The 21431-nt window shown below is 34.9% G+C and carries 21 protein-coding genes; 2 read left to right on the forward strand and 19 right to left on the reverse strand.

Going from position 1 to position 21431, the window contains the following annotated elements:
* Positions 1 to 22: 22 nt before the first annotated feature.
* The 16 genes from BKP35_RS16680 to BKP35_RS19710 all read right to left on the reverse strand — a co-directional run bounded on the left by BKP35_RS16680 (position 23) and on the right by BKP35_RS19710 (position 17050).
* Complete coding sequence (locus BKP35_RS16680; protein WP_071314517.1) at positions 23 to 523, reverse strand: hypothetical protein; 501 nt, start codon at positions 521 to 523, stop codon at positions 23 to 25.
* On the reverse strand, positions 523 to 1341 hold the full coding sequence (locus BKP35_RS16685; protein WP_071314518.1) for a ParA family protein: 819 nt from the start codon (positions 1339 to 1341) through the stop codon (positions 523 to 525). Before BKP35_RS16685 ends, BKP35_RS16680 begins: the two co-directional genes overlap by 1 nt.
* A 330-nt stretch (positions 1342 to 1671) precedes the next feature.
* Entirely contained in the window at positions 1672 to 3273 is a 1602-nt protein-coding gene (locus BKP35_RS16690) for a DUF262 domain-containing protein (RefSeq protein WP_071314519.1), read from the reverse strand.
* Positions 3274 to 3716: 443 nt separating this feature from the next.
* The gene (locus tag BKP35_RS16695; RefSeq protein ID WP_071314520.1) at positions 3717 to 4877 is read right to left on the reverse strand and encodes a phospholipase D-like domain-containing protein; all 1161 of its coding nucleotides are present in this window, start codon (positions 4875 to 4877) and stop codon (positions 3717 to 3719) included.
* Between the two features lie 117 nt (positions 4878 to 4994).
* Positions 4995 to 6188, reverse strand: a complete 1194-nt coding sequence (gene dcm / locus BKP35_RS16700; RefSeq protein WP_071314521.1) for a DNA (cytosine-5-)-methyltransferase — start codon at positions 6186 to 6188, stop codon at positions 4995 to 4997.
* 37 nt (positions 6189 to 6225) lie between these two features.
* A complete protein-coding gene (locus BKP35_RS16705; protein ID WP_071314522.1) occupies positions 6226 to 6438 on the reverse strand; it encodes a hypothetical protein in 213 nt (70 codons plus the stop codon).
* Between the two features lie 321 nt (positions 6439 to 6759).
* Positions 6760 to 9171, reverse strand: coding sequence for a DEAD/DEAH box helicase family protein (locus BKP35_RS16710; RefSeq protein WP_071314523.1), 2412 nt, complete (start codon positions 9169 to 9171; stop codon positions 6760 to 6762).
* On the reverse strand, positions 9164 to 9490 hold the full coding sequence (locus tag BKP35_RS16715; protein WP_071314524.1) for a nucleoside triphosphate pyrophosphohydrolase: 327 nt from the start codon (positions 9488 to 9490) through the stop codon (positions 9164 to 9166). The genes BKP35_RS16710 and BKP35_RS16715 overlap by 8 nt, the downstream gene beginning before the upstream one ends.
* Positions 9491 to 9510: 20 nt before the next feature.
* Positions 9511 to 9879 carry an HIT family protein gene (locus BKP35_RS16720; RefSeq protein ID WP_071314525.1) on the reverse strand — a complete coding sequence of 123 codons (369 nt, stop codon included), beginning with the start codon at positions 9877 to 9879 and terminating at the stop codon, positions 9511 to 9513.
* A gap of 171 nt (positions 9880 to 10050) precedes the next feature.
* Positions 10051 to 11844, reverse strand: coding sequence for a competence protein CoiA family protein (locus BKP35_RS16725; protein ID WP_071314526.1), 1794 nt, complete (start codon positions 11842 to 11844; stop codon positions 10051 to 10053).
* A gap of 687 nt (positions 11845 to 12531) precedes the next feature.
* Positions 12532 to 13323 carry a hypothetical protein gene (locus BKP35_RS16730; protein ID WP_169819252.1) on the reverse strand — a complete coding sequence of 264 codons (792 nt, stop codon included), beginning with the start codon at positions 13321 to 13323 and terminating at the stop codon, positions 12532 to 12534.
* 125 nt (positions 13324 to 13448) lie between these two features.
* Positions 13449 to 14084, reverse strand: coding sequence for an HIRAN domain-containing protein (locus BKP35_RS16735; protein WP_071314528.1), 636 nt, complete (start codon positions 14082 to 14084; stop codon positions 13449 to 13451).
* Positions 14085 to 14246: a hypothetical protein gene (locus tag BKP35_RS20000; RefSeq protein ID WP_245741988.1), complete on the reverse strand. Its 162-nt coding sequence runs from the start codon at positions 14244 to 14246 to the stop codon at positions 14085 to 14087. It abuts the gene before it with no gap.
* Between the two features lie 19 nt (positions 14247 to 14265).
* The gene (locus BKP35_RS16740; protein WP_245741989.1) at positions 14266 to 14847 is read right to left on the reverse strand and encodes a hypothetical protein; all 582 of its coding nucleotides are present in this window, start codon (positions 14845 to 14847) and stop codon (positions 14266 to 14268) included.
* Positions 14825 to 16753, reverse strand: coding sequence for a DEAD/DEAH box helicase (locus BKP35_RS16745; RefSeq protein ID WP_071314530.1), 1929 nt, complete (start codon positions 16751 to 16753; stop codon positions 14825 to 14827). The genes BKP35_RS16740 and BKP35_RS16745 overlap by 23 nt, the downstream gene beginning before the upstream one ends.
* Before the next feature lie 138 nt (positions 16754 to 16891).
* Entirely contained in the window at positions 16892 to 17050 is a 159-nt protein-coding gene (locus BKP35_RS19710) for a hypothetical protein (protein ID WP_211274637.1), read from the reverse strand.
* Positions 17051 to 17338: 288 nt separating this feature from the next.
* Between BKP35_RS19710 and BKP35_RS16750 the strand changes: the two genes are divergently transcribed.
* Both BKP35_RS16750 and BKP35_RS16755 read left to right on the forward strand, forming a co-directional pair.
* Positions 17339 to 18001 carry a hypothetical protein gene (locus BKP35_RS16750; RefSeq protein WP_071314531.1) on the forward strand — a complete coding sequence of 221 codons (663 nt, stop codon included), beginning with the start codon at positions 17339 to 17341 and terminating at the stop codon, positions 17999 to 18001.
* Positions 18002 to 18312: 311 nt separating this feature from the next.
* Entirely contained in the window at positions 18313 to 18711 is a 399-nt protein-coding gene (locus BKP35_RS16755) for an HlyD/EmrA/EmrK family protein (RefSeq protein ID WP_071314532.1), read from the forward strand.
* 508 nt (positions 18712 to 19219) lie between these two features.
* Here BKP35_RS16755 and cyoE read toward each other — a convergent pair.
* From cyoE to BKP35_RS16770, 3 genes are read right to left on the reverse strand one after another with little or no spacing between them, the layout of a single operon-like run.
* The gene (gene cyoE / locus BKP35_RS16760) at positions 19220 to 20152 is read right to left on the reverse strand and encodes a heme o synthase (RefSeq protein WP_071314533.1); all 933 of its coding nucleotides are present in this window, start codon (positions 20150 to 20152) and stop codon (positions 19220 to 19222) included.
* Between the two features lie 19 nt (positions 20153 to 20171).
* Entirely contained in the window at positions 20172 to 20729 is a 558-nt protein-coding gene (locus BKP35_RS16765; protein WP_139192907.1) for a hypothetical protein, read from the reverse strand.
* 3 nt (positions 20730 to 20732) lie between these two features.
* Complete coding sequence (locus BKP35_RS16770; RefSeq protein ID WP_071314535.1) at positions 20733 to 21365, reverse strand: SCO family protein; 633 nt, start codon at positions 21363 to 21365, stop codon at positions 20733 to 20735.
* Between the last annotated feature and the right edge of the window lie 66 nt (positions 21366 to 21431).

Genomic DNA, 21431 nt, shown 5'->3' on the forward strand with positions numbered 1-21431 from the left:
AGAGATCTTTTGTTTAAGAGTCTTAACTATCGCTCCTCTTTCTCGATTTAACAATTTCTTTTGCCATTCCTAAAAAGGCAGACACATCTTGTTTAGAATTTTTTATCTCATTTAATAACTCTTTTTCTTTTTGTAACTCTGCTTCAGAATAGTTGCTTACCTCTTCAAAATAAATCTCGATTAATTTTTCTTTCGTATTCTTTTTGGCCGTTAATTTTACTTTTTGAGAAACGAAGTCTTGCAATTCTTTTACTCGCTTAAATGTTTCTTTATCTCTTATTAGTTTTTCTATTTCATTTGAAATTTCTACATTTTCATTTGCCGCAGTAATGATGGTTTGTTTTGGAGCAGTCGGTGTTTTTTTATTCTTATTGTCGAGAGCTTGTAATGAGGCTATGATTTCCGTTAAAATGGCATGATCCTCACTATTAAGGATTTGTTTGACTTCGGAGAACGCCTTTTGATTGTACTTTTCTTTTAACATGATCAATTCTAATAATAATAGCTTTGATGGTTGTGTCATTATAAGCCAATCCTTTGTAAAAATTCATCACCGACTACATAAAACTCTTCCATGACGTGTTCTCTCACTCTTGACGCATGAAACATCGGTTTTCCTTCTCTTATCGCATTCACATAAGCCTTCGAGGTACGTACTTCGTTTTCAAAGACATACCAATCGTTTTCTTCCGCAATCGCCCTTACTTCTCTTTTCGAAATTCGACTTTCAGGGGGATCACCCATTTCCACATTGTTAAAAATGATGCCAGCTACATTAATTTCAAACTCACCTCTATAGTCATTATTAAATTCTGCAATGCTGCTTTCTAGAAGAGGCAAACCGATAATCGCTAGCTTTTCAGGTTTGACGGGAATGATTAATGAGTCGCTTGATAAATAACTGGCGACTGAAAGAATTGAATCAGTTGGTGGACAATCGATTAAAACTAAATCATAGTTTTCTTTGACGGTGTTAACAAACTTGCGCAATTTATGTTCTTTCATCGTCGGATTTTTCAACGTCCTTGAAAGTTCAATTTTAGAAGGGACAATATGTATTAAACTCCCATCTGTCCATTCTTCGACGATATGAATGATTTCATCGTTAAACTCTCCTCTACTTATTTCAAAAACATCAATGACAGACTCATCATTATTTTCTAAAAATTGCTGATACCCCTCATCGCCCATAAACGATTGTGATAGGTTAGACTGTGGGTCAAGATCAATGACTAACACTTTATGATGCTTATTGTGCGCAGCATACCAAGCCAAATTATAAGTAAGCGTCGTCTTCCCTACCCCACCTTTCATGTTCAAAAATGAAACAACCTTTGCCATTACACATCCCTCTTTTCGTTAATCTAAGCTGTCAGTAAAAGCACTTCAATTAGATATATGAAAGGAAATGTAAGGATATTTCTGAGGACAAGATGTTTTAAAATTGATTTAATTAGTGAAAGATGACTGATCTACTGCGTAGTGGGGCATTTGTGTGGAAAAAAATTTTTTGAGGATTGCCTGAGATTAACTTAATTACATTGACTAAAATGTATTATAAATACTATGTTTTCGGAATTAAATTAAGCACAAAAAGAAACGCTAGTAAACTTACCAGCATTTCTTTATGAACTATGTAATAAACTTACTACAATTTTTCACGCATTCGAACTATAATATTAAGCGTCTTTTTAATTCTTCACTAACTTTTTCCGCTCGTTTTGTAAAAAAAGTGTTATAATCATCTGTCCAAATGCCATATTCATCAATATTATCAATTAGATGAGTTTTCATTGTGTCTTCAAGTTGTGGATTTTCTTTTCGGAATTGATTCATATAATCAGATGGTGCGGTTGCTGCAATTTTCCGTTTATTTAAATAATCATCGACAATAGTAATATTTAACACATTATTAATTCGCACTTCCTCTTCTCCTCTTTTTTTAAGAAAAGCTCTCGGGAAAAAATGATGATAGTTTCTACTATTCGCTTGCTTAAGCCAATTATTATTCATAGATACAATCGAGTTATCCATAAATGATTTCGGTTGTTGAAAAGCGTACAAGCATAGAATTGCTTTAATATAACTACGTCCAACACTGAACCAACCGTTATCAATAATCTCTTTAGGATCAATATTTACTCGATAATCATACTTTGGGTACTCCCCATTAAGAATTTGATCAATCCTACGGATATCCTGACTAATTCGTGTTTCTAATGAACTTGAATACCGTTCGGACAAGGAAGTTCGCCAAAAGAAGTCTTGAAGATAATCAGCTATCTTTCCAGACGGTCGATGTTTATAATAAAAAAAGAAATACGCAAAAGGTACAATTAAACCATTGTACGGAAGTATTCGAGAAACTGGAATTCGATAAAAATTTCGGAAGTAATCGATGGCTGATTTAATCGCTTCGATAGCCTCTTTCCAATTACTTATAAAATCTGACTTCGGTATCTTTAGAATGACTGATTTTGTGCATTCTTTTGTTAAAATAACGGCCACAGATTGAAGAATGGTCGATGCAGAAACTGTATCATACTCTATTTCTTCGAAGATTTCAGTAAGTTGTTTATATTTCTTCTCTAAATCAAAATCTCTACTAGGATCAAAGGTTTTTGCTACCATAATTTCATAAACGGATAAACTTTTTCCTCCAACATTTAGACGCGTAAACACTTCCGTCGCCACATCAATAGGCACATCCCTTAGTAAAATGGTCGAAAAACGATATGACTGGAAACGCTCCTTATAATTATCTAATTTCTCATCATATTTTTCATCATAATTTCTATAAATTTTCCTCCCACCAAAGAGTAAATCCTGGAGTGTAATTAACTCGCTCTCCTCTCTACCCTCTATGTCGATAATGACAAGCGGTTCATCATTTTCTACTTCCGCTTCTAGGTCGATATAAATTTTGGAAAAATCCTCTTCCCTATTATTTCTGTTAATTCTTAATCCTTCAAAACAAGCAAAAAGCGTTGTCATACGTTGCTGTCCATCTAATACATACTGAGTTGAATGACCTTCAGGTGTGTAGGGTAAAATGGCTCCACCAAGATTTCGAATAAACCTTAACTGCTCTTTGGTTTCCCAAAGAATAAAGCTCCCAATAGGATACCCTTTAACGATACTATCTAAGAGTTGTGCAGATTGCTCTAACGACCAAACAAACTCACGTTGGAACTGTGGGATTTTTATTAAACCTTTTTTAATGTCAGTAAGTAATGTTGAAAAATTGATTGATTGAGGCTCTGGTTGTTGCATTTTTCCAACTCCTTAAAAATATAACTTTTAATTATTAATATAACTAAAAGAAAAGAATTCATAAGTTAATATTGACATCGAACAATCTACCGAAAAGCTAGAGGAGTACTTTTGCAATAATTTAAGACCCTCCAGCAACAGGTATAAACATCCTAAATACTATTAGCGTTAACTAAACCAACAAAGCCAAATTTTCCTCCTTCACCTTCTTAATAAGATCGCATAATTCTATCTCATTAGTGTCCACCCCTTCCGAATCGTTTTTCCTTAACCAAAAAAATAAGCGAATGTATGTTAAATCATTAAGGAAAAAGACATTAAACGTTAAGGTGATGAAATGTTGTGACTGCTAGAATAAATTGTACAGGTTTTGCTTGATTAATATAATGAAGGGGGGCTAATATTTTATGAAAACACATATTTATTCACTTGGATCTATGGTTTTATTTTTTGCTATCTTTAAATTCATTTTCAAACTGTTCGTAGGAACCAACCTTTGCAAAATCAATTCTGAACTTATTATCTGAGAGTTTCGTAAGTTTAACCGAATCAATCCCAATACTTTCTAGCATGTCAATTGTAACAAGTTTACCTACTGGGATTTGAAGTACGTGTCTTAACAACCAGTGACCGAGCAACCTGTTTGGATTTGTCATTAGGGCTTTTCCGTTTTCTTGGCATATTTTAGCAGTGTACTCTATACCATCTGGGAGTTTTAAAGTAAATGGTGTACCTGTTTGTCCGCTCCCTAATTGATATGGAAAGAAATCTTTAAAATCCCTATGAATCCACACTGGTACAGGGATATATAGTTCATCATGATGTCTCTTCCTCCCCTTAGCATTCCACTGATTTAAACCACTACTTATATGAACTTCACCATTATTTGGAGAATATAAAGGAAGATATACATAATCAAAAGTTTCTTCTTTTACCTCTTTTTCCTTTACAAGATAGAGTGTATCTTCAGGTTTATTTAACAAATGAGTAAATGGATCTTTTAGTATGTCTACATCAAAAGTTTCTATCGCTTTATCTGTTATAAACCTTTTAAACAAAGTGCTTTTCGGAATATAAAAATTATATTCCGCATGTCTATCCTTAAATGATACGGCATTCTTTGTACGCTTTAACACTTTAAGGCTAGATAAATCTATATGGTCCATTGGTTCTTCAAAGAGGTGAAACTTCCCCTCTTCCCTTGTCACCATATGGTAAATCATCTCATTTAACCCGTATGCTCTTTCTGTAAACTGAAGTCGGTCATTTCTCATCTCAGAAATGATCGTGGCAATTTCTTCAGCTTCCTTTCCTTCAAACGTATTCGCATCTTTATTAAATTCTGCTACTTTTTGCAGAGTCTTTCCATTTCCATGCATAAATGTTTTTAATCCAATACCTATTTTATTTTTCGCTGCATCAGCAGAAACATCACCGCGAGATAAGTTTTCTGCATTAAAAGCACGGCAAAAGATATTTTCTGCCGCGCGGTAATATAAGTATGGAACCGGATTTTCTGAAAAAAGATTAGAAAGTGAACCTACTTCTTTTAACAAATCGATATATTCGCTTTTTCTGTCAGCTGCTTCCCTTATATAAAACATCGCTATCCACCCTCACATCAAATATATGGTAATTATAGCAAATGTTATTAATGAATGAAAATGGAAGGTTAGTTTACCGAAGTAAATTAACCTTCCACCTATTCGTCATAATTATACTTAATTTGTTACTATAACATCCTCATAGAAATGTTTTTTTGTAATTGTCACCGCTTTTAGCATTTCTTCAGCGATTAATTGTGCCATATCTACTGAAACAGCATTACCAGCCTGCTTATATAACCTTCCATCAGAAAATGGGCGACCTTTATAATCCTTTGGAAGTTCATAACCCTGACCAATAGGAAATCCTTGCAGTTTAAATGTTTCTGCTGGAGTTAATTTTCTGACGCCATCTCTTACTTTGATTAATGCAACATTATGACCACCAGTACCCATGTTTGCTGTAAGTGTTGGACATACTCCGTTCATATTTCTCCTAACGTACATCCCTCTTCTTACTTGATAAAACTGGTACTCTTCTGTTATTTCTTCGTCGATATTAATTCTATGTTCTTTTCGTTCCGTTTCATCTATATTATTGTATTCTTCTTCCGTTAAAAAGTATGAAGGGTATTTTTTCTTTGTATAGTAATATTTATCAGCATTTTCCTTTGTTAAATGTAAGTCTAAAACACCGTCAATTGCCTCAACTCTTTCTACTTGATTCCGTTCCACTTTAAAATTCTCAAGATTCTCAAACATCGTAAAATTTGTCGCTTCTATCGAATCTCGAAAAGCAATGATGTATATTCTTTCTCTGTTTTGAGGCAATCTAGTAAACTCTTTCGTATTCAACACTGCTTCTTTTACATAATAACCTTCTTCTTCAAGCTTTTCTTTAATAACTTTGTATGTTCTTCCTTTATCATGAGACTTCAAATTTTTCACATTTTCTAAAAACAACATTTTTGGCTTCTCATGCTTTTCTCCTAATTGTTGAATCAGGTCGATGATACTTAGGAACAGGTTTCCGCGTTCGTCATCAAACCCTTTCCTGTACCCAGCAATACTAAACGCCTGACAAGGAAAACCAGCTGTAAGCACATCGATTTGATGTTGTAAGATTTGTTCACGCTTTTTGTAATAATCCGATCGTAACTCCTCATTCTCTTCCCGTTCTGGTTGCAATATTTTTTCAATATCTCCATCAATCATAGGATGGTTGAAATTCTTCTTATATGTTTCTACAGCATACTCATCAATTTCATTTGCCCATACCATTTTATAAGAGCCGTCTGCATGGGTTGCATTTTTAAACCCTAAACATATGCCCCCAATACCGGCAAATAAACTACCAACTTTATATTCCATCAAGCTGATCTCCTCTACTATATTTTATTTCATTCTATCATTCTAAATTTGATTTTTCAATTTGTTTTTTCAAGATTTTATATTCATCGACCAGCTCTCTGAGCGATTCGCTTCTATTTTTACCTTCAAATGATTCTATAAAAGTAATTTCGTCGTATGTTAGTTGAAATGTATATCCTTTTTTCTTATCTTTTTCAGGAAGTTTCTTTCTTCCAGAACCTTCCCTTACACCGCCCCAACTATTATCCAACCTATTCACCCTTTAAAAAATGATATGTTTTTCAGAGAATTACTCTTCTTTTTATTATATTATAATATCTTACTATACGGCTTATAAAAAGGAAAGCTTGAGAGAAACACTTCATAAATATTAACCTGAGACATTTAGTTAACTATTTTTAGGCTTATTATAATCAAGACTATTATGAAGTTAAAATAGAGGTTAATGATATAAGTAATTTTACTTAATAAAATTTAATGATGAAAAATAATTTAATTATTCTATTTAAGATAACGTACAAAATACTGATAATAAAAACACGCCCAACAAATATTGAGCGTGTCTAACATTTTAAAACTTACTTACTCTCTCAAAATGATAATGCAACCTGTACTCGCAAATCTCCCTCGTCCATTCATAAAGGATCTCTTCATCCTCTACGACAACATCAAAGTTTAACGCAAACTGGTTATCTTCAAACGTCACTAATCCTTTTGAACTCCCACTCCAAAATGTGATGGGATTTTCAACTATTAATTTACTTACTTCTTTTTCATTATATTCCCAGAGGCGTTTTGTTCCCTTGTCAGAGAAATCCCTTTTTTTTCGATACTCTTTTTCAGTTAAGTATTGATGAAAAAAAGGTGCGATTTCTTTTGCCGTGATAGGTTTATACCAGTCACTAAAGCCTCTATTTAACATCGCTAATAATACGACCATTTTATAGCTTTTGCTCATCTTAGTTTTTTCAACTTCAACAAGCCACGGTTCATAACGTTTAAACACCTCTTTTTCACGTTTACTTAGTTCATCAGCCCAATACAAAAAGCCGAAAAGAGATCCAAATTCTTTATAATCTTTTACTTCTGACTGTCCTTTTAAGTGTAACTCCAAGTACGTCGGTCTTCTGCCCAGATCTTGTTTTAATGTGAAGTAATCATCTTTTAACTTTTCTTTTCGTGGTTGGCGTTTTCTGGCCATTTCGGTTAATAGGTCGATGACTTGTGTGTCGAGCTCAAAAACGCAGCCCGCAGGAACTGCTGGTTGTATTTGTTTGGTCTTTTTTGCTTCTCTAGCCGTATCAAGAACGCTTAGTTTCACATCAGCATTTCGGTAGTTTCCGATCAAGTCGATGACGACACAATAATCTTTATCCTCGTGTAGTCGTAATCCACGACCGATTTGTTGGGTGAAAACGGTTAGTGATTCGGTTGGGCGCACAAATAGAAGTGTATCAACGGCTGGAATGTCGACTCCTTCGTTGAACAAATCGACGGTAAATATCGCATCAAGTTTCCCTGTTTCAAGTAATTGAATCGCTTTTTTACGCCCGACTTCCACTTGCTTTGAATGAAGGGCAATGGTTTTATAGCTATTTTCATTGAAATAATTCGCTAAAAAGTCGGCTTGTTTGATCGATGAACAAAATACGAGTGTTCGCGTTTGCTTATGTTTTTCCCACGCTTTTAAAATTCTTTCAGCCATATCTTCTCGTAGTTGTACTTGCAACAGTTCTTCTTCCGCGTAGCGGTTACCAAGCCAAGTAATTTGGCGGTAGTCTGTATCATCGTAAACGCCATGATAATGGAACGGCGCTAACCATTGTCGTTGGATTGCTTCGAGAAAGTCGATCCGAAACGCGACGTTGCCATCACAAATCGCATAAACATCTTTATTGTCATTTCGGTCAGGCGTTGCTGTGATGCCTAGTAAAAACTTCGGTTGGAAATAGTCTAACACTCGTTGGTACGAACTCGCTGCCGCGTGATGGAACTCATCAACGACGATGAGATCAAATTCATCCGCTGAAAAAGCTTCGATGTGCTGCTTCATACTTAATGTGAAAATCGAGGCAAACACATAGTCAGCATGTCCTTCTTTTTGCTTTCCGTTGTAGATCCCGTACGTTTTTCCAGGGTTGACGTGTTCAAATGAGTTTTTTGCTTGATGTAAAATCTCTTCACGATGTGCGATAAAAAGAACACGTTGAAAGTGTTGAGCAAAAAATGCTGCTAAATACGTCTTCCCTAATCCAGTGGCCATGACAACGAGTGCACTTTTATAGTCTTCTTGTAACGTCGTTTCTAGTTCATCAAGGGCATCAATTTGGGCAAAACGTGGAGTGATTTCTTCCCCGTATGGTGCTTGTTGTTCTTGGATGATTTCAGGTTCTTCATTCTTTGGTGTCGGTAACATTAATTCGATTTCTTCTCGTTTCGTCCACGTACGAACGAGGTTCGGGTGACTTTGATGAAATTTTTCATACGTCTCTTCATACGTTTTCAGCGTTTCTTCATTCACTTCGATCGTTCGCTCGTGATACATCAGTTTTGTAAATTGATCAAGCGCTTCAGCGTATACGTCAGGACTTTCCGATAACGAAAGGTTCCATTCTACCCCTGTCGTTAGGGCCGATCTTGATAAATTGGACGAACCGACGATGAGATGTCCTTCGTCATTAAATTGAAAAAGGTAAGCCTTCGGGTGAAATGACGTCCCATTGCTTTGCCATAAACGCACTTCAATTTTTTCATGAATATTCATTAATGTTTTTAACGCTTCCGGCTGGGTGATAAATAAGTAATCCCCTGTACAAATTTTAATATCCGCTCCACGCTCTGCGGCTTTTCTTAACGGCTCACGAAGGATGTCACTGCCCGACTTCATCACAAAGGATGTTAATATACAAATACTTGAGGCCTGTTCGATACCTTGGACGAGATGTTCGACTAACTGTTCCGTAATTAATTGCGCCTTAGTCATCTTCGACCTCATGTAAAAAGATTTTCTCTTGAAAGCGACCACGTTTTTCGGCTTTTTGCCGGCGGATTTCTTCTAGTTCTTTAAAGGTTGCGCCATGGCAAGTTGCTAAGGCATGAATAATTTCAAGCACATCCGCTAACTCTTCAATCGCCTCAGTGTCATTTGCTGCATATGTATATTCCTCAAGCTCCTCAAAGCTTTTATTCTTTAACTCTTTTAAGTACTGTTCGTCATTTAAAGTCGAAGATGTATACTTCTTCCCTGCTTGTTCGATAATTTCAGGGATGCGATCGCGGACGAGTTTGTTGTAGGTAGGCATATTCGTTTCTCCTTTTAGTATTAATAAATTCTTTTTTCCGGAATTACGCCACGAACTCCACCTCTCGGATTTTCCATATCCCCTTCATAACGTGGAATTAAATGCACGTGAACGTGAAAGATCGTTTGACCAGCCGTTTCGCCACAGTTAATGCCGATGTTATAGCCGTCTGGTTGATACTTTTCTTCTAGTAATGACTTTCCTTGTTCCAGCAACTCATTGATCGCCTCTCTCTCTTCTGTCGTCGTATCAAAAAAGCCACTCACATGACGTTTCGGAATGATTAATAGATGTCCTTTGTTTACTGGATATATGTCAAAAATCGCGTATGCTAGTTCGTTGGATAAAACGATGTTTTCTGGGGTGCAGAATGGGCATGGGTTGTTCATAATTAAAAGCTCCTTATTTGGTTATTATCTCTACAAATTATAGCAAAGTTTACCAATAGGTTCGAGCATCCTCTTAATGAGTTCATACAATGTGATTAGATATATAGCGAGCCTGGTAACTCCCTGAAATTGACCATTCGTTTGCTTTGTAGTATGATGAGCCATTCAATTTCAAAATAATGATAGCCTTGTCTTTTTCTCATATAATTTCAATACAAATTTATGTTGCTCTTTGATTTTTTTAAAATCTGAATTTCTTAGTTCATCGACATTTTCAACAAGTTGGACACCTTCAACTTGTTGCATGTCCTTTATTTCATCGCAAAGTCTGTTTTTCTCTAGTTGTTCTTGTTCTAGCTTTCGCCTTAATTCTTGTCCTTCGGTTTTTTCGCGTTCATTAATGATATTTATTAAACATTGACCAATGTCTGAGCGGTCTATCCAATCAGTTACACGGAACTTCCAATTCGCTTTTTTGGCATAGTTACTTAGTTTTGTTAACATATTTTCAAATAAAGGAATCGATATATACGGATCAGTAGCCAAAGTATTTTTTTTCAAATAATCTAAACTCTTTTTATTAAACTCTTTTTCTACAATTGCTAACATCTCTTCTTTTAATTTTTGTTGTTTAACTTTTCTAAGTGGTTGTTTAGCTACAAATTGTTCAGCAATTAACTGCTCCATTTTAAAAGTAAACTTATCAATATCGATATTTAAGTATTTACCTTTCATATATTTGATTTTAAAATCAGATATGAACATAGATTGTTTAGACCATAATTGTGCTTCACTGTAATTTTCAAATGGGATGTTAGCTAAATAATCTTTAGCTTTTTCAAGTAATGTATTTAAGTTTTTCTGCATTTCCTCTCTTTTTTGTTTTTTTATTTTTTCCTCTAATGCCCTATTACGATCTCTTTCATTTCTTTGCTGTTGTTCAACATGCTTTTTTTTACTTAATTCTCTTCTTTGTTGTTCTTCATACTCTTTTTTTATCCGCTCATTTTCTTGATGCTGCTTTACCAATGAATTATAATGGGCTATAAAATCTTCCCTATTCTTTTTATCAATAATTGGATTGCTTAAGTTGAGCCTACCTTCATTTATAACTAACGCTTTAGAAAATGGGATGTCATAACCCTCACCTAATAAGAAGGCTCTAAATGGCTTAATACTTCTGTCCTTCAGAAAGCGATAAATAGAAATAGAAATTCCACCATCTGACGAATGTACATAATACAAACTTTGTACGTTGATATTTAACCTATGCATGGAGGGTGTGTAATTATAAAGATTAAAAAACGATAGATCAGTAGCAATTGTTTTCAAATCTTCTTCCCATTTTTTATCTTCTTTCGTCTTAAGAGCAATGCTTTCTTCTACTTCCCATAAAACGATGGATTGCTTTTCTTTTTCAATTGCCAATTCTTTGCTTTCAATAAACCAAACAGGATGCATTCCATTTTCAATAAAGTATTTGTGACGCTTTTTAATATCCTTCGCTAACGTAGGATCTTCATTCGCGCTTACATTTGTCACAACGGACATTGCAATTTCGTTATTATTGATTTTTAACCAAATATCTGGGAAGTAATTCAACTCTTTTTTGGCACGGTACCCGTAATCAACACGAACGTTCCGGTTAGTTTTCGATGCTACATTTAACTCATCAATAAAAATATCAACGAATGTTTTATGCGCTTCACTCTCTCTAACGGTTTGGTTACGATACTTTTTTTCTGCCTTTTCAGCAGTTCGGGATTCCAAGCAAGCTTCCGATTGTTTATGAGAAAAGTGTATTTCTCTCATTTCACCATATTTGACAATTAATTGTGCTTCACAATAAGGACAAATGTAAACACCCTTTATTGCAAGTTGTTTATAATGTCTTACATTTTGACCAGTGAGCTTTAATGGTAGCGACTCTATCTTTTTCTCTAAAACATGATATGCTTCTCGCATCAATAACACCTCTCCAAGAAAGCCTAAGTTTTTCTTTGTATTATTTAAGAAAAGTAAGTTTAGCTCTTTATATCATGCACACGATGTCTACTTTGTGAATTTCACAAAAATCTGTGGCTATATTTATATATATTCCACTATATTTCTGCTAGATTTTCCATTTTACGGAAGTTCTTTTGTGCTCACGGCCAAAAAATTATAGTGGTGCCACTGAGTGCAGGTCTTGAATAATCATGTTTCAAAACATCTCCTTAAACGTGGTACTCTGTGAATATTTGTGAGTGATTTTCATTCAAAAATATTTAAACCTTCAACTCTCCGACACCCTAATATCCGTAAAACTATTATTCTTTTATAGTATAAACCTCAACTTTGATAATACAGCGAAGGCCGCTCCACTTAATAAAAGAAACGAGCATATCAATCTGATCCGCCGATTGGATTTATAAAAAATAAAAGCATTTTCTCAAATGTTCCCTTATTATTGTTCATTAACTATATTTTTCCATTACAATACCACCTATTCGACAGGAAGGTGGGAAAACCTGCAAAAAAATAGCGACAATGGGGATTGTCGCTGTTTTGGTTAATTTATTTTTTTATAAATTTACATTTCCTGTAAGACTTTTTTATGAAACTAAAGAAGATATGAGCTTATATCCCGCACTTCTTAATTTTATCCCAACCTTAAAATGTCTGTATTTTAACGTGTTTATTTTCTTTATTTCGATTAATATCTAATATTGTTAAGTAAAAACTTCGGTAAAAGTAAGGTGGCGGGTCAGAATTTAATGAAGACCAATAAAACTTTAAAGCAGTGTCTTTATCTACAATTTGATTAAGTTTTTTTAACGCGTTACTTGCTAGTGGATTAAATTTAAACCCTGATTTAATATATTTCTTAAATAACTTAAATTTAGTGTCAGTTAAAAGAGTTTCTTCATAAAAAACCGCTTCGTATAACAAAGATTTACAAACCTCAGTTAGACACTTTTCTTTGTAAATTTCATTAATTAGTTTTTCCTTATTGTTTTTAATAGCGAGATTTTGAATATGATCTGGAACTTTTGAATCAACGATATGTTTTTCAATTTCTTCTATATCAACACCACTATCTCGGCTAATTTGTACTGAAGATTTATTATCCTCATTTATTAACACCTTAATTAACTCATACTTAACTTTCCAATACACATTTTCGTTATAAGAGGTTTGTAAAAGCTTAATGGTCCAATCATATAAATTCAATGTAGTACAATGAATCTGGCATGGAACTTTATATGAATTATTTGATACCTTTAACGTATGGTATACGTCAATTCCTTTGAATAAAAGGTAATTGCCATCTTCATCTTCGTACACATGCATTAATGGTCTTTCCGATTTTATAACGATAGGATACTTTTTATTAGCAGTGTTACGTCCTGGTAAATATTGATGCCTGACCTTGATTTCATTTGCTGATAAATATTTTACCATTAACACTTAATCTCAAATCCTTCCTTTTTTATTTAAGATTATGAGATTAATAGAATGTCCTATTCATAAATTTTAATATATAAATAACCAGACTGATGCAGAAAGTGCAGCGTCTGGCTAAATATTTATACATGCTGTGAAATTTCTGAAGCAGATTTTAAGTTATCATAAATCCATCTCTGTGTACCAGAGATTTCACTTTCATACTTCAACTTCACCCACCAATGTGGAGTTGATTTTTCATTAACGTACGTTATTACGGCATTAGGTTCAATGCCATCAGTTAATAAAGAGGATATAGCTTTAGAGTAAAACCTTGGGACATAGCCAATATGTGTACCAGTTAAAGTATATACTCCTACTGCATAGGGGGCTACTTTGTTATTAGACTCATGTTTCAAGTTTACAGCAGTCCCAATTTGCAAAAACGTTGGCCAATTATCAGGTAAATGGCAGTATCGCATGCCGTTTTTAAAGAAACTAGTATGCAACAACTTACCATCACTTTCTACCCGTAGTGCACGTTCAAACGAATAAGAATCATTGGCTAGTCGACCTCTTGTCGCTTCTAACAAGTCCATTTTAGAACTTTTTTCAGTTAAGCCTAGATCTTTTACAATTGCTGAAAAATCATGTCGATCTGGGGAAGGTATTCGACGATCAAAAGCAGAGAAAAGGCAGTTTGATATATATTTTTTATGTGGGTCTGGAAAAGCTGGGTGTAGCATATATCCATTTGATTGTGCTTCACTTAGCTTCATTTACTCATCAGTCGCATCTGTATAATTAAATTCATACTTCCCATTAAAATATGATAATGTACCGACATGATATAAGCTATTTTTAGGATCTTGCCACACAAGCCATAATACCGAAATAATACCATTTTCTAAGAATGAACAACGTATTAGGTGCTTTTTCATTCATTTAACTGCACAAAACCTAATACTCCACCACCCTCCACACGGCCTCATCACTATCTTCATCCCAATAGGCATACAACTCTGTCAACTTTCCACTGGCCGTCACTGCTTGTTCGTCACTTAACCAGTTAACTACTTCTTCCCTCTTAAAATACTTTTCTTGTAAAAATGCTATGTAATGACTTGTGTTACTGCCCCAACTATTTATAAATGACATTACTTTTTCTATATCTTTGTAAAATACAGTATCACTAACAAAACACCCTTTATATTTCATTTCTACTACGGCTAATACTCTTTTTACAACATCCCCCAAATAATTTCCTTCTGCTCTTACAGGGTCTATTTCAACAACGACTAAATCGATTCTTTCACCTTCAACATAATACTCTGTGAAAATACGGAGATGATTTTCGTTCAAAAAAGCTTCTCCTAATCTAGTTCTGAGATGAAAATAGAATGCATTTTTTAAGGAATCTTCTTTGAGAAGAAAGTGGTTTGTATAATCGTTCTTCAGATCATTTAACCATACATCTTTGATCGCTAAGTGAATGATTTGGCTTATTTTTTCATTCATATTAACTACCTTTCTTCTGGTCATGCTCTTTTTTCTTTAATATCTGCTCTTCCTTCACCTGTTCAAAATACGCGGTAAACTCTGACTCGCCAGTGTAAGAGACACATAAGTATTCTTTTGCTCGTGTCATGGCGATATATAGGAGTGAGACTTCGCGTTCTTTGTTTTCTTCGAGTGGGAAAGGCATGTTGTCTAGGTTGACGACGAATACGGCTTGGAAGTCGAGGCCTTTGCTGCTGTCGATCGTGCTAATTTTGATCGTGTTTTCGTCGCGGTCGAAGTTTCGCTTGGATGTTTCGTCTTCGGTAATCCAATAGTAAGGTAGTTTTTCGTTTTTTAAGGCTCGTTGGATCGTGTCGATGATGTTGACTTTGTGGGTTCGCTTGACGCGATACAAGATGAGCATTTCTGAGTAAGGAACGCCTTTTTGTTCATGGAGTATTGTGATTTGTTTGGCGATGATCTTCATTTCTTTCGTGAAATTTTCGGCTTTTAAAATGCCAGGTTCTGGGCCTTTTCGTCTTGTTGACTGTGGCGCGATGATTTCAATGCCTTCGACGGTTTGTTCGACGACTTTCTTTTTTAGCGATGAATGGGTTTGGTAAAAATCCCAGGCAAAGTCGACGATTTGGGCGGTATTGCGATAATTGATATTTAAAATTTTCGAACGACCTTGAAAACTTAAGCCAGTATCTTTTACGTACGAGCGCTTTCTCTGATAGATTACTTGGGCACGGTCTTCGACGAGTAATAGCGATTGTGTCGTCGGATTTAATAAAGAGCTAACGAGTTTTAGCCATTCCGGCTGAAAATCTTGACCTTCGTCAATGAGGATCGCATCATATTTCGGTAAGATTACTTCATTATTTTCAAGTTTTTCTAAAACGGTCGGGAGACGACCTTCGTTAATTTTCAAATCGTGTTTTAACCATTCGTGAAAATTACGAACGGTAATGTTATTTTTATTAGCTACTTTCCCTTCTGGATTTTCATTAAAGTCAAAATCAAATAAAGAATCTGGTTCTTGCAGCATGAGATTAATCATTTGTTTTATATTTTGTGAAAGTGAGATATTGTAGCATAAAATAAGAATCTTCCAATCGGGATGATCTTTCGATAGTAACTTGGCACGACTCGCCAATATAAGCGTTTTACCACTCCCCGCGACACCTCGAATTAAACGATTTTTATCGCCTAATTGTTTCGCTAAATTTTCTTGATGCAGATCCATCAGTTTTATATCATGTAGTGAAAGTAACAGCTGATCTTGGTATGGAACCGGTTGCTTAAACTCACAGCTAATTCGAACTTCTGGGAATAGATGATAGCGGATCGCTCGTATTTCATCATTCGTTAATGATTGATTCAGTCGAAACGGGACGACGAACATGTTAATAATTTTTTCAATGAAAATTTCTTCAGAAAAGTTTTCGTTGTCAGGATCGATTTCATCTCTTGATAAAACAAGATTAGGATCGATAATGCTAAACAGACCGTCTTTTACAAAGTCTTTTTGATAAAGCCTAGTAAAAACGACACCGTACCCCATCGGAAATTTTAAATTAAATTTGTATTTCCCCTCTAGTTGAATGAGGCTCTTGTCTTTTTTCAACACGTCTGAGATATGAAACATATAGTCACGTGCTTGCTTCATTGGGCTTTTAACCGTTTTTTGCTCACCAGATGAAGTGCGAATGATCCATTCATCTTGATTTAATTGAAAGAGTGTATTTTTCGTATAATCTTTCACTTCCAAAATTACCATCCCTAAATCAGGACCAAGAATCACAAAGTCTGGGTGTCTCCCGTGAATTTCAGGTTCAAAATAAACAATATAATCATCAGGCAAGTACTGCTTTAACGTGTGAAACAGTAACCGTTCCCCTGCCGTCGCCGTTTGTCTAATTGTTTCTGGAACAGAAAAAGCCATGTCGTTCACCTCTTTCGCGAAAAGCTAATATAATTAATATATTTCAAGAATTGAAGCACTGAATGTCAATCTTGTGAATTTTACAAAATCTATCACTCTACTTACATATTCTACTATAATTCCGCTCTATTTTCCATTTTACGGCAAAGTTTTATTGATTAGTGGTGCCTGTAACTCCCCGAAGTGGATTAAATTATCATTGCTCGTATCAATATCTACCGCAACTAAATAGCCTTCATTAGCCCAACTTGAATTCGAAACCGCCTGAAAAAACACTTCCCTTCCTTTAGAAATCATAGCAAACCTTCTACTAATTTATCTCTATTGGGCGTTCCCTATAAGTTAATTTCTCCTTTTCCTCTTAACAACATTCCCTATTGTTTAAGTGGGTTTATAACGTAAAAAAACGATATCGTTTTTTTACGTAGGAATTAATAGCCTTATATCCAAATATACAATGTTATCAAGAAAAATAAGTTACCATTTAACATTCGATTTACCTTTAATGTTCTTTAATTAAAGAATAATAAAAATAACTCCTTCCATACTAAACACAAACTTATTTTGTTGGTGGTGACAACTTTCGTGCAATACTTTATTAAACCTAATTCAGATCTTGAGCAAGAAAGAAGATTTAACAGAACAAATTTCAGGAAAACGAAAACTCTTGATCCTGCATCCATAGAAAAAGGAAGTATGGTTTTATTTTATACGTCTCGTACAAAGTCAGTACAAGCCCATGCGGTGTTAAAAGAAACTCCAGTAGAAAGACCCGAGCTGCAAGATAATCCAAATTACATTGATTTTATTTGGTTTGCTGAATTAGAAGACTTGGTAGTATATGATGATCCTATTGATTTGTCAGACCCTAAAATCAGAGAACGGTTAGATTGGTTCAACGGAGTAAATACGTCTGGTCAAAAACGGAGTCTTAAGTCTTGGGGAAATTTTGTGATTACTACTCGAGAGATATCGCAGCATGATTTTTTACTATTATCAAAAGAAATAGAAATTGGTGATTGGATTAGGAATGGGAAGATATCTTTTAATGAACCTGAGGCGGCAATATTGGATGAAGAAATTTTTCCAGAAGGCAAGGAAATTTATCGTCTTCATAAAATAAAAGAGCGAAATAGCCGATTAATAGAACAGAGAAAAAAGCAAGCGCTTATACAAGATGGCACACTCAATTGTGAAGTTTGTAACTTCAACTTCTATGAAACTTACGGAGAGGTAGGAAAAAATTAAAATAAGCAAGAGATGCTCTCTTGCTTATTTAAGTCACCAAAAACTTCTTTTTACTACAATGTTTATTTGAAAAGCCTTGTTTAAAATCAGACTTCCTAAAACTAAATTACTTTGCTTTTTGAGAGTTAAGCGTTTAAAAAGGGGCGTAGTTGCACTTACGTTAGGAACTTAATAATGAGCATCCAGAATTTTCATCATTGCTAAAATTTTATACTTTTCTGATGAAACAAATCTTTCCCTTGTCCCAATATAAAAAGGATTGAAATTTGTTGAGTGGACGTACTATAATAATCAAAAAAGGAGGTGAAATCATGGAAGAAATGTTAAAGCAAATATTAACTAAATTAGACGTTTTAGACACTGGACAAGCTGACCTTCAAAAAGGACAAGCTTCTATGCAAAAGGAGATCAGTTCATTAAAAGAAGACACTATCTCTTTAAAAGAAGGACAAGCAAACCTTCAAAGGGCTCAAGCAGACCTCCAAAGAAGACAAGCTAACCTAGAAAGCGGTCAAGCTAACCTACAAAGTGGACAAGACGCAATTGCCCTTGAGCAAGCAGAAATGCGTAAGGAAGTCGCCTTTTATTATGGTAGTATGATGAAAAAACTAGATGATACTAAACTCGAACTCAGTAGCGAAATGAAGCAATTTGGTAAAATTCAAGAAGAACACCAACATGTGTTACAGTTGATTAATGAAAAACAGTAATTTTCTATAATAGTCGAGCCTCATAGATCATCCCCGCAAGTTATTACCAAACAGTTAACTTCCTTTGCCTTACCAGTACTTTAAATGAATAGTTTGGACGAAGGGATTGGTCCGTCCGATAAAGTATTGTGAGTGGTCAAGGTCCAATCCCTACATATTTTTTTAGTGCCTGTCACTCCCCGATACACTTTTACGGACATCTATTCCGTTATTTTATGAATCTTAGCGTTTTTTTGATTTTGGCGGACATCTGGTACGCTATTTTTAAAAAATCAGCCCGAATCGAAGGTGTTTTCAGCAAATAAAGGAACAAATGTCCGCTTAACTTTCAAACATAGCCATTTTCGACAAAATAACGTACCTCATGTCCGCATACACATACTAATCGCTTCGATCGACAGTTGAATTTATAAAAAATTAAAGCATTTTCACAAATATTTCCCTTATTATTGTTTATTAACTATATTTTTCCATAGAACAGGGGGACAAGTCCCTGTCCTTCGTCTCACTACTTGAATACCGGCATTGTCACTAAGATCATAAACACATATAAAATACTGATGTAATTGACTGAATAAAGAAAGCTCACGTACGCATATTTTTGATCGTCCTTGGTAAACAATCCGTAAACGCTTATCCCTAACCAAGTAAGATTAAGAACTGTTGCAATCGCAACGAAGACTATACCAAGCTCATGTAAATAAAAAGGTAACGGCAGTAAACATGCGACATAAACGAGAATCTGCCTTTTCGTCATTTTAAATCCCCGAACAACAGGGAGCATAGCAACCCCCGCTGCTTTGTATTCTTCATATTTCCTCATTGCTATTGCAAATGTATGGGGCATTTGCCAAATAAACAAGATCGAAAATAAGATGATCGGAATGATATGATTGGAGGGGGCTATAGCTGCCCAGCCAATTAACGGCGTCACTGCCCCTGATACACTTCCAACTACCGTATTTAGTGTATATTTCCGTTTTGACCACATCGTATACAAAAACACATAGGTAAACCAGCCAATAAATGCATAGAAGATTGCCCCCACAGTGGTGAAAAATAAGAAAAGAAATCCAAGCAACGTTAGCGTAATCCCTATAATTAATACCGTTTTTAGCGAAATATTGCCGGTTACTGTTGGTCGCTGTTTCGTCCTCGACATGATCGCATCAATATCAGCATCGTACCAGTTGTTAAGAACTAGTGCACCAGCCATTACTAGTGTACTCCCAATGATCGTGAAAACGAACACATCAAAGTACTCATAGAAGGAAGCGTTTGAAACAAATAACGCTAACCAAAAACCGGTAAATACCGGAAGAACATTGGCAATTAATACAGGACCTTTTAGTAATAGTTTCAAATCAACGAGTAAGTTTTTGTCATTCGTTCTCACATTCTTCTGAGATGAAACTGCGCTTTTTATATTTTTTATATTCATCTTATTTCCCACCTACAATTCACTCATATTCCGAAGGGTCAACAAAAGCTACATATAAAAGATAAACGATCATTCCCACTGCAGTTAATAGGAATGCCCAACCTAGTGCAATTTGTTCAATAATAAGGTAATTGTTACATAATTGTACTGGAACGAAAATATAAAGGAAACCCATTCCCAAAAACACGATTGTAAAAAGAGTGATCACGAAATTTTTACTGAAATCACTAAGTTTTTTCCAACTGTCACGCAAAGGAACTCCTGCTAAAAACGGTAAGCTAATAAATTTAAAGATTTCCACACTTGTTAATGATAACGCTTCATCCATCGTTCTTGGGAGTAACCAATAGCTTATAATGATGATAAACAAAAGTATCCCTGGTATCCCATTTTCGTTCCACTTCTCAAAAAAATTCGGAAATTGTTTTTGAAAAAAAGGTGCCATTAATAAACCTGCGATCACAAGCATCGGCATTTGCATATGCATGTGAATGACCATAACCGACTCCATAAAAGAAGCAACAGGAGGAATTGCTAAGAAAATAAATAAGGCTAACCCTATTTTAAACTGGTCCATCATTTACTCCCCCTTGTCATTCTCAAGTATAGTCTTAACTACGTCCGCAGCCGTTTCAGGATCGCGATAATCTAAAACATTCGTTAAAAAGCCTTGTTTGTCCACAATATAAAAAGCTGAGTTATGGGCAAAATGTCCTTTTCCATCAGGGATAACAATGACACCAAACTCCTGTAACAACGAATCTAGCTCTTTTTGGTCAGGAATGGTTGCCATTCTCCAAGTTTCTCCATCACTATTAAAATAGTCTTTATATCTACTTAACGTAGCAGGATCGTCTTTCTCTGGGTCAAAACTAATACTTAAAAAAACAATGTCTTCGTCAATATATTGTTCGGGAAGCATGTCATAAACTTTCCCCATATTCACTTCTAATTGTATGCAAACCGTCGTACAAGCTGTATAAAAAAATGTAATGAATACATATTTATTTTCAAACTCAGAAAAAGAATACTTACGGCCAAAACTATCCTCAAACGTTACATCTGGAAATTTCGGTTTTTCTTTTATTAATTGATTCACTCTAGCTGTTTCTGCTGTAAATGCTCGAAAGCCATCTGTTCCTACATAAAACAATACACATCCAAATAGTAAAACAACAATGATTGCAATTGTATTATGCTCAAGTTTTTTCATGTAGGTCACATCCTTTTTATAAATAAAGAGATAGCCGTAAATTTTAAAGCTATCTCTTTATGAAAC

Source organism: Anaerobacillus arseniciselenatis (genome assembly GCF_001865995.1).
GTDB classification, from domain to species: Bacteria; Bacillota; Bacilli; order Bacillales; family Anaerobacillaceae; genus Anaerobacillus; species Anaerobacillus arseniciselenatis.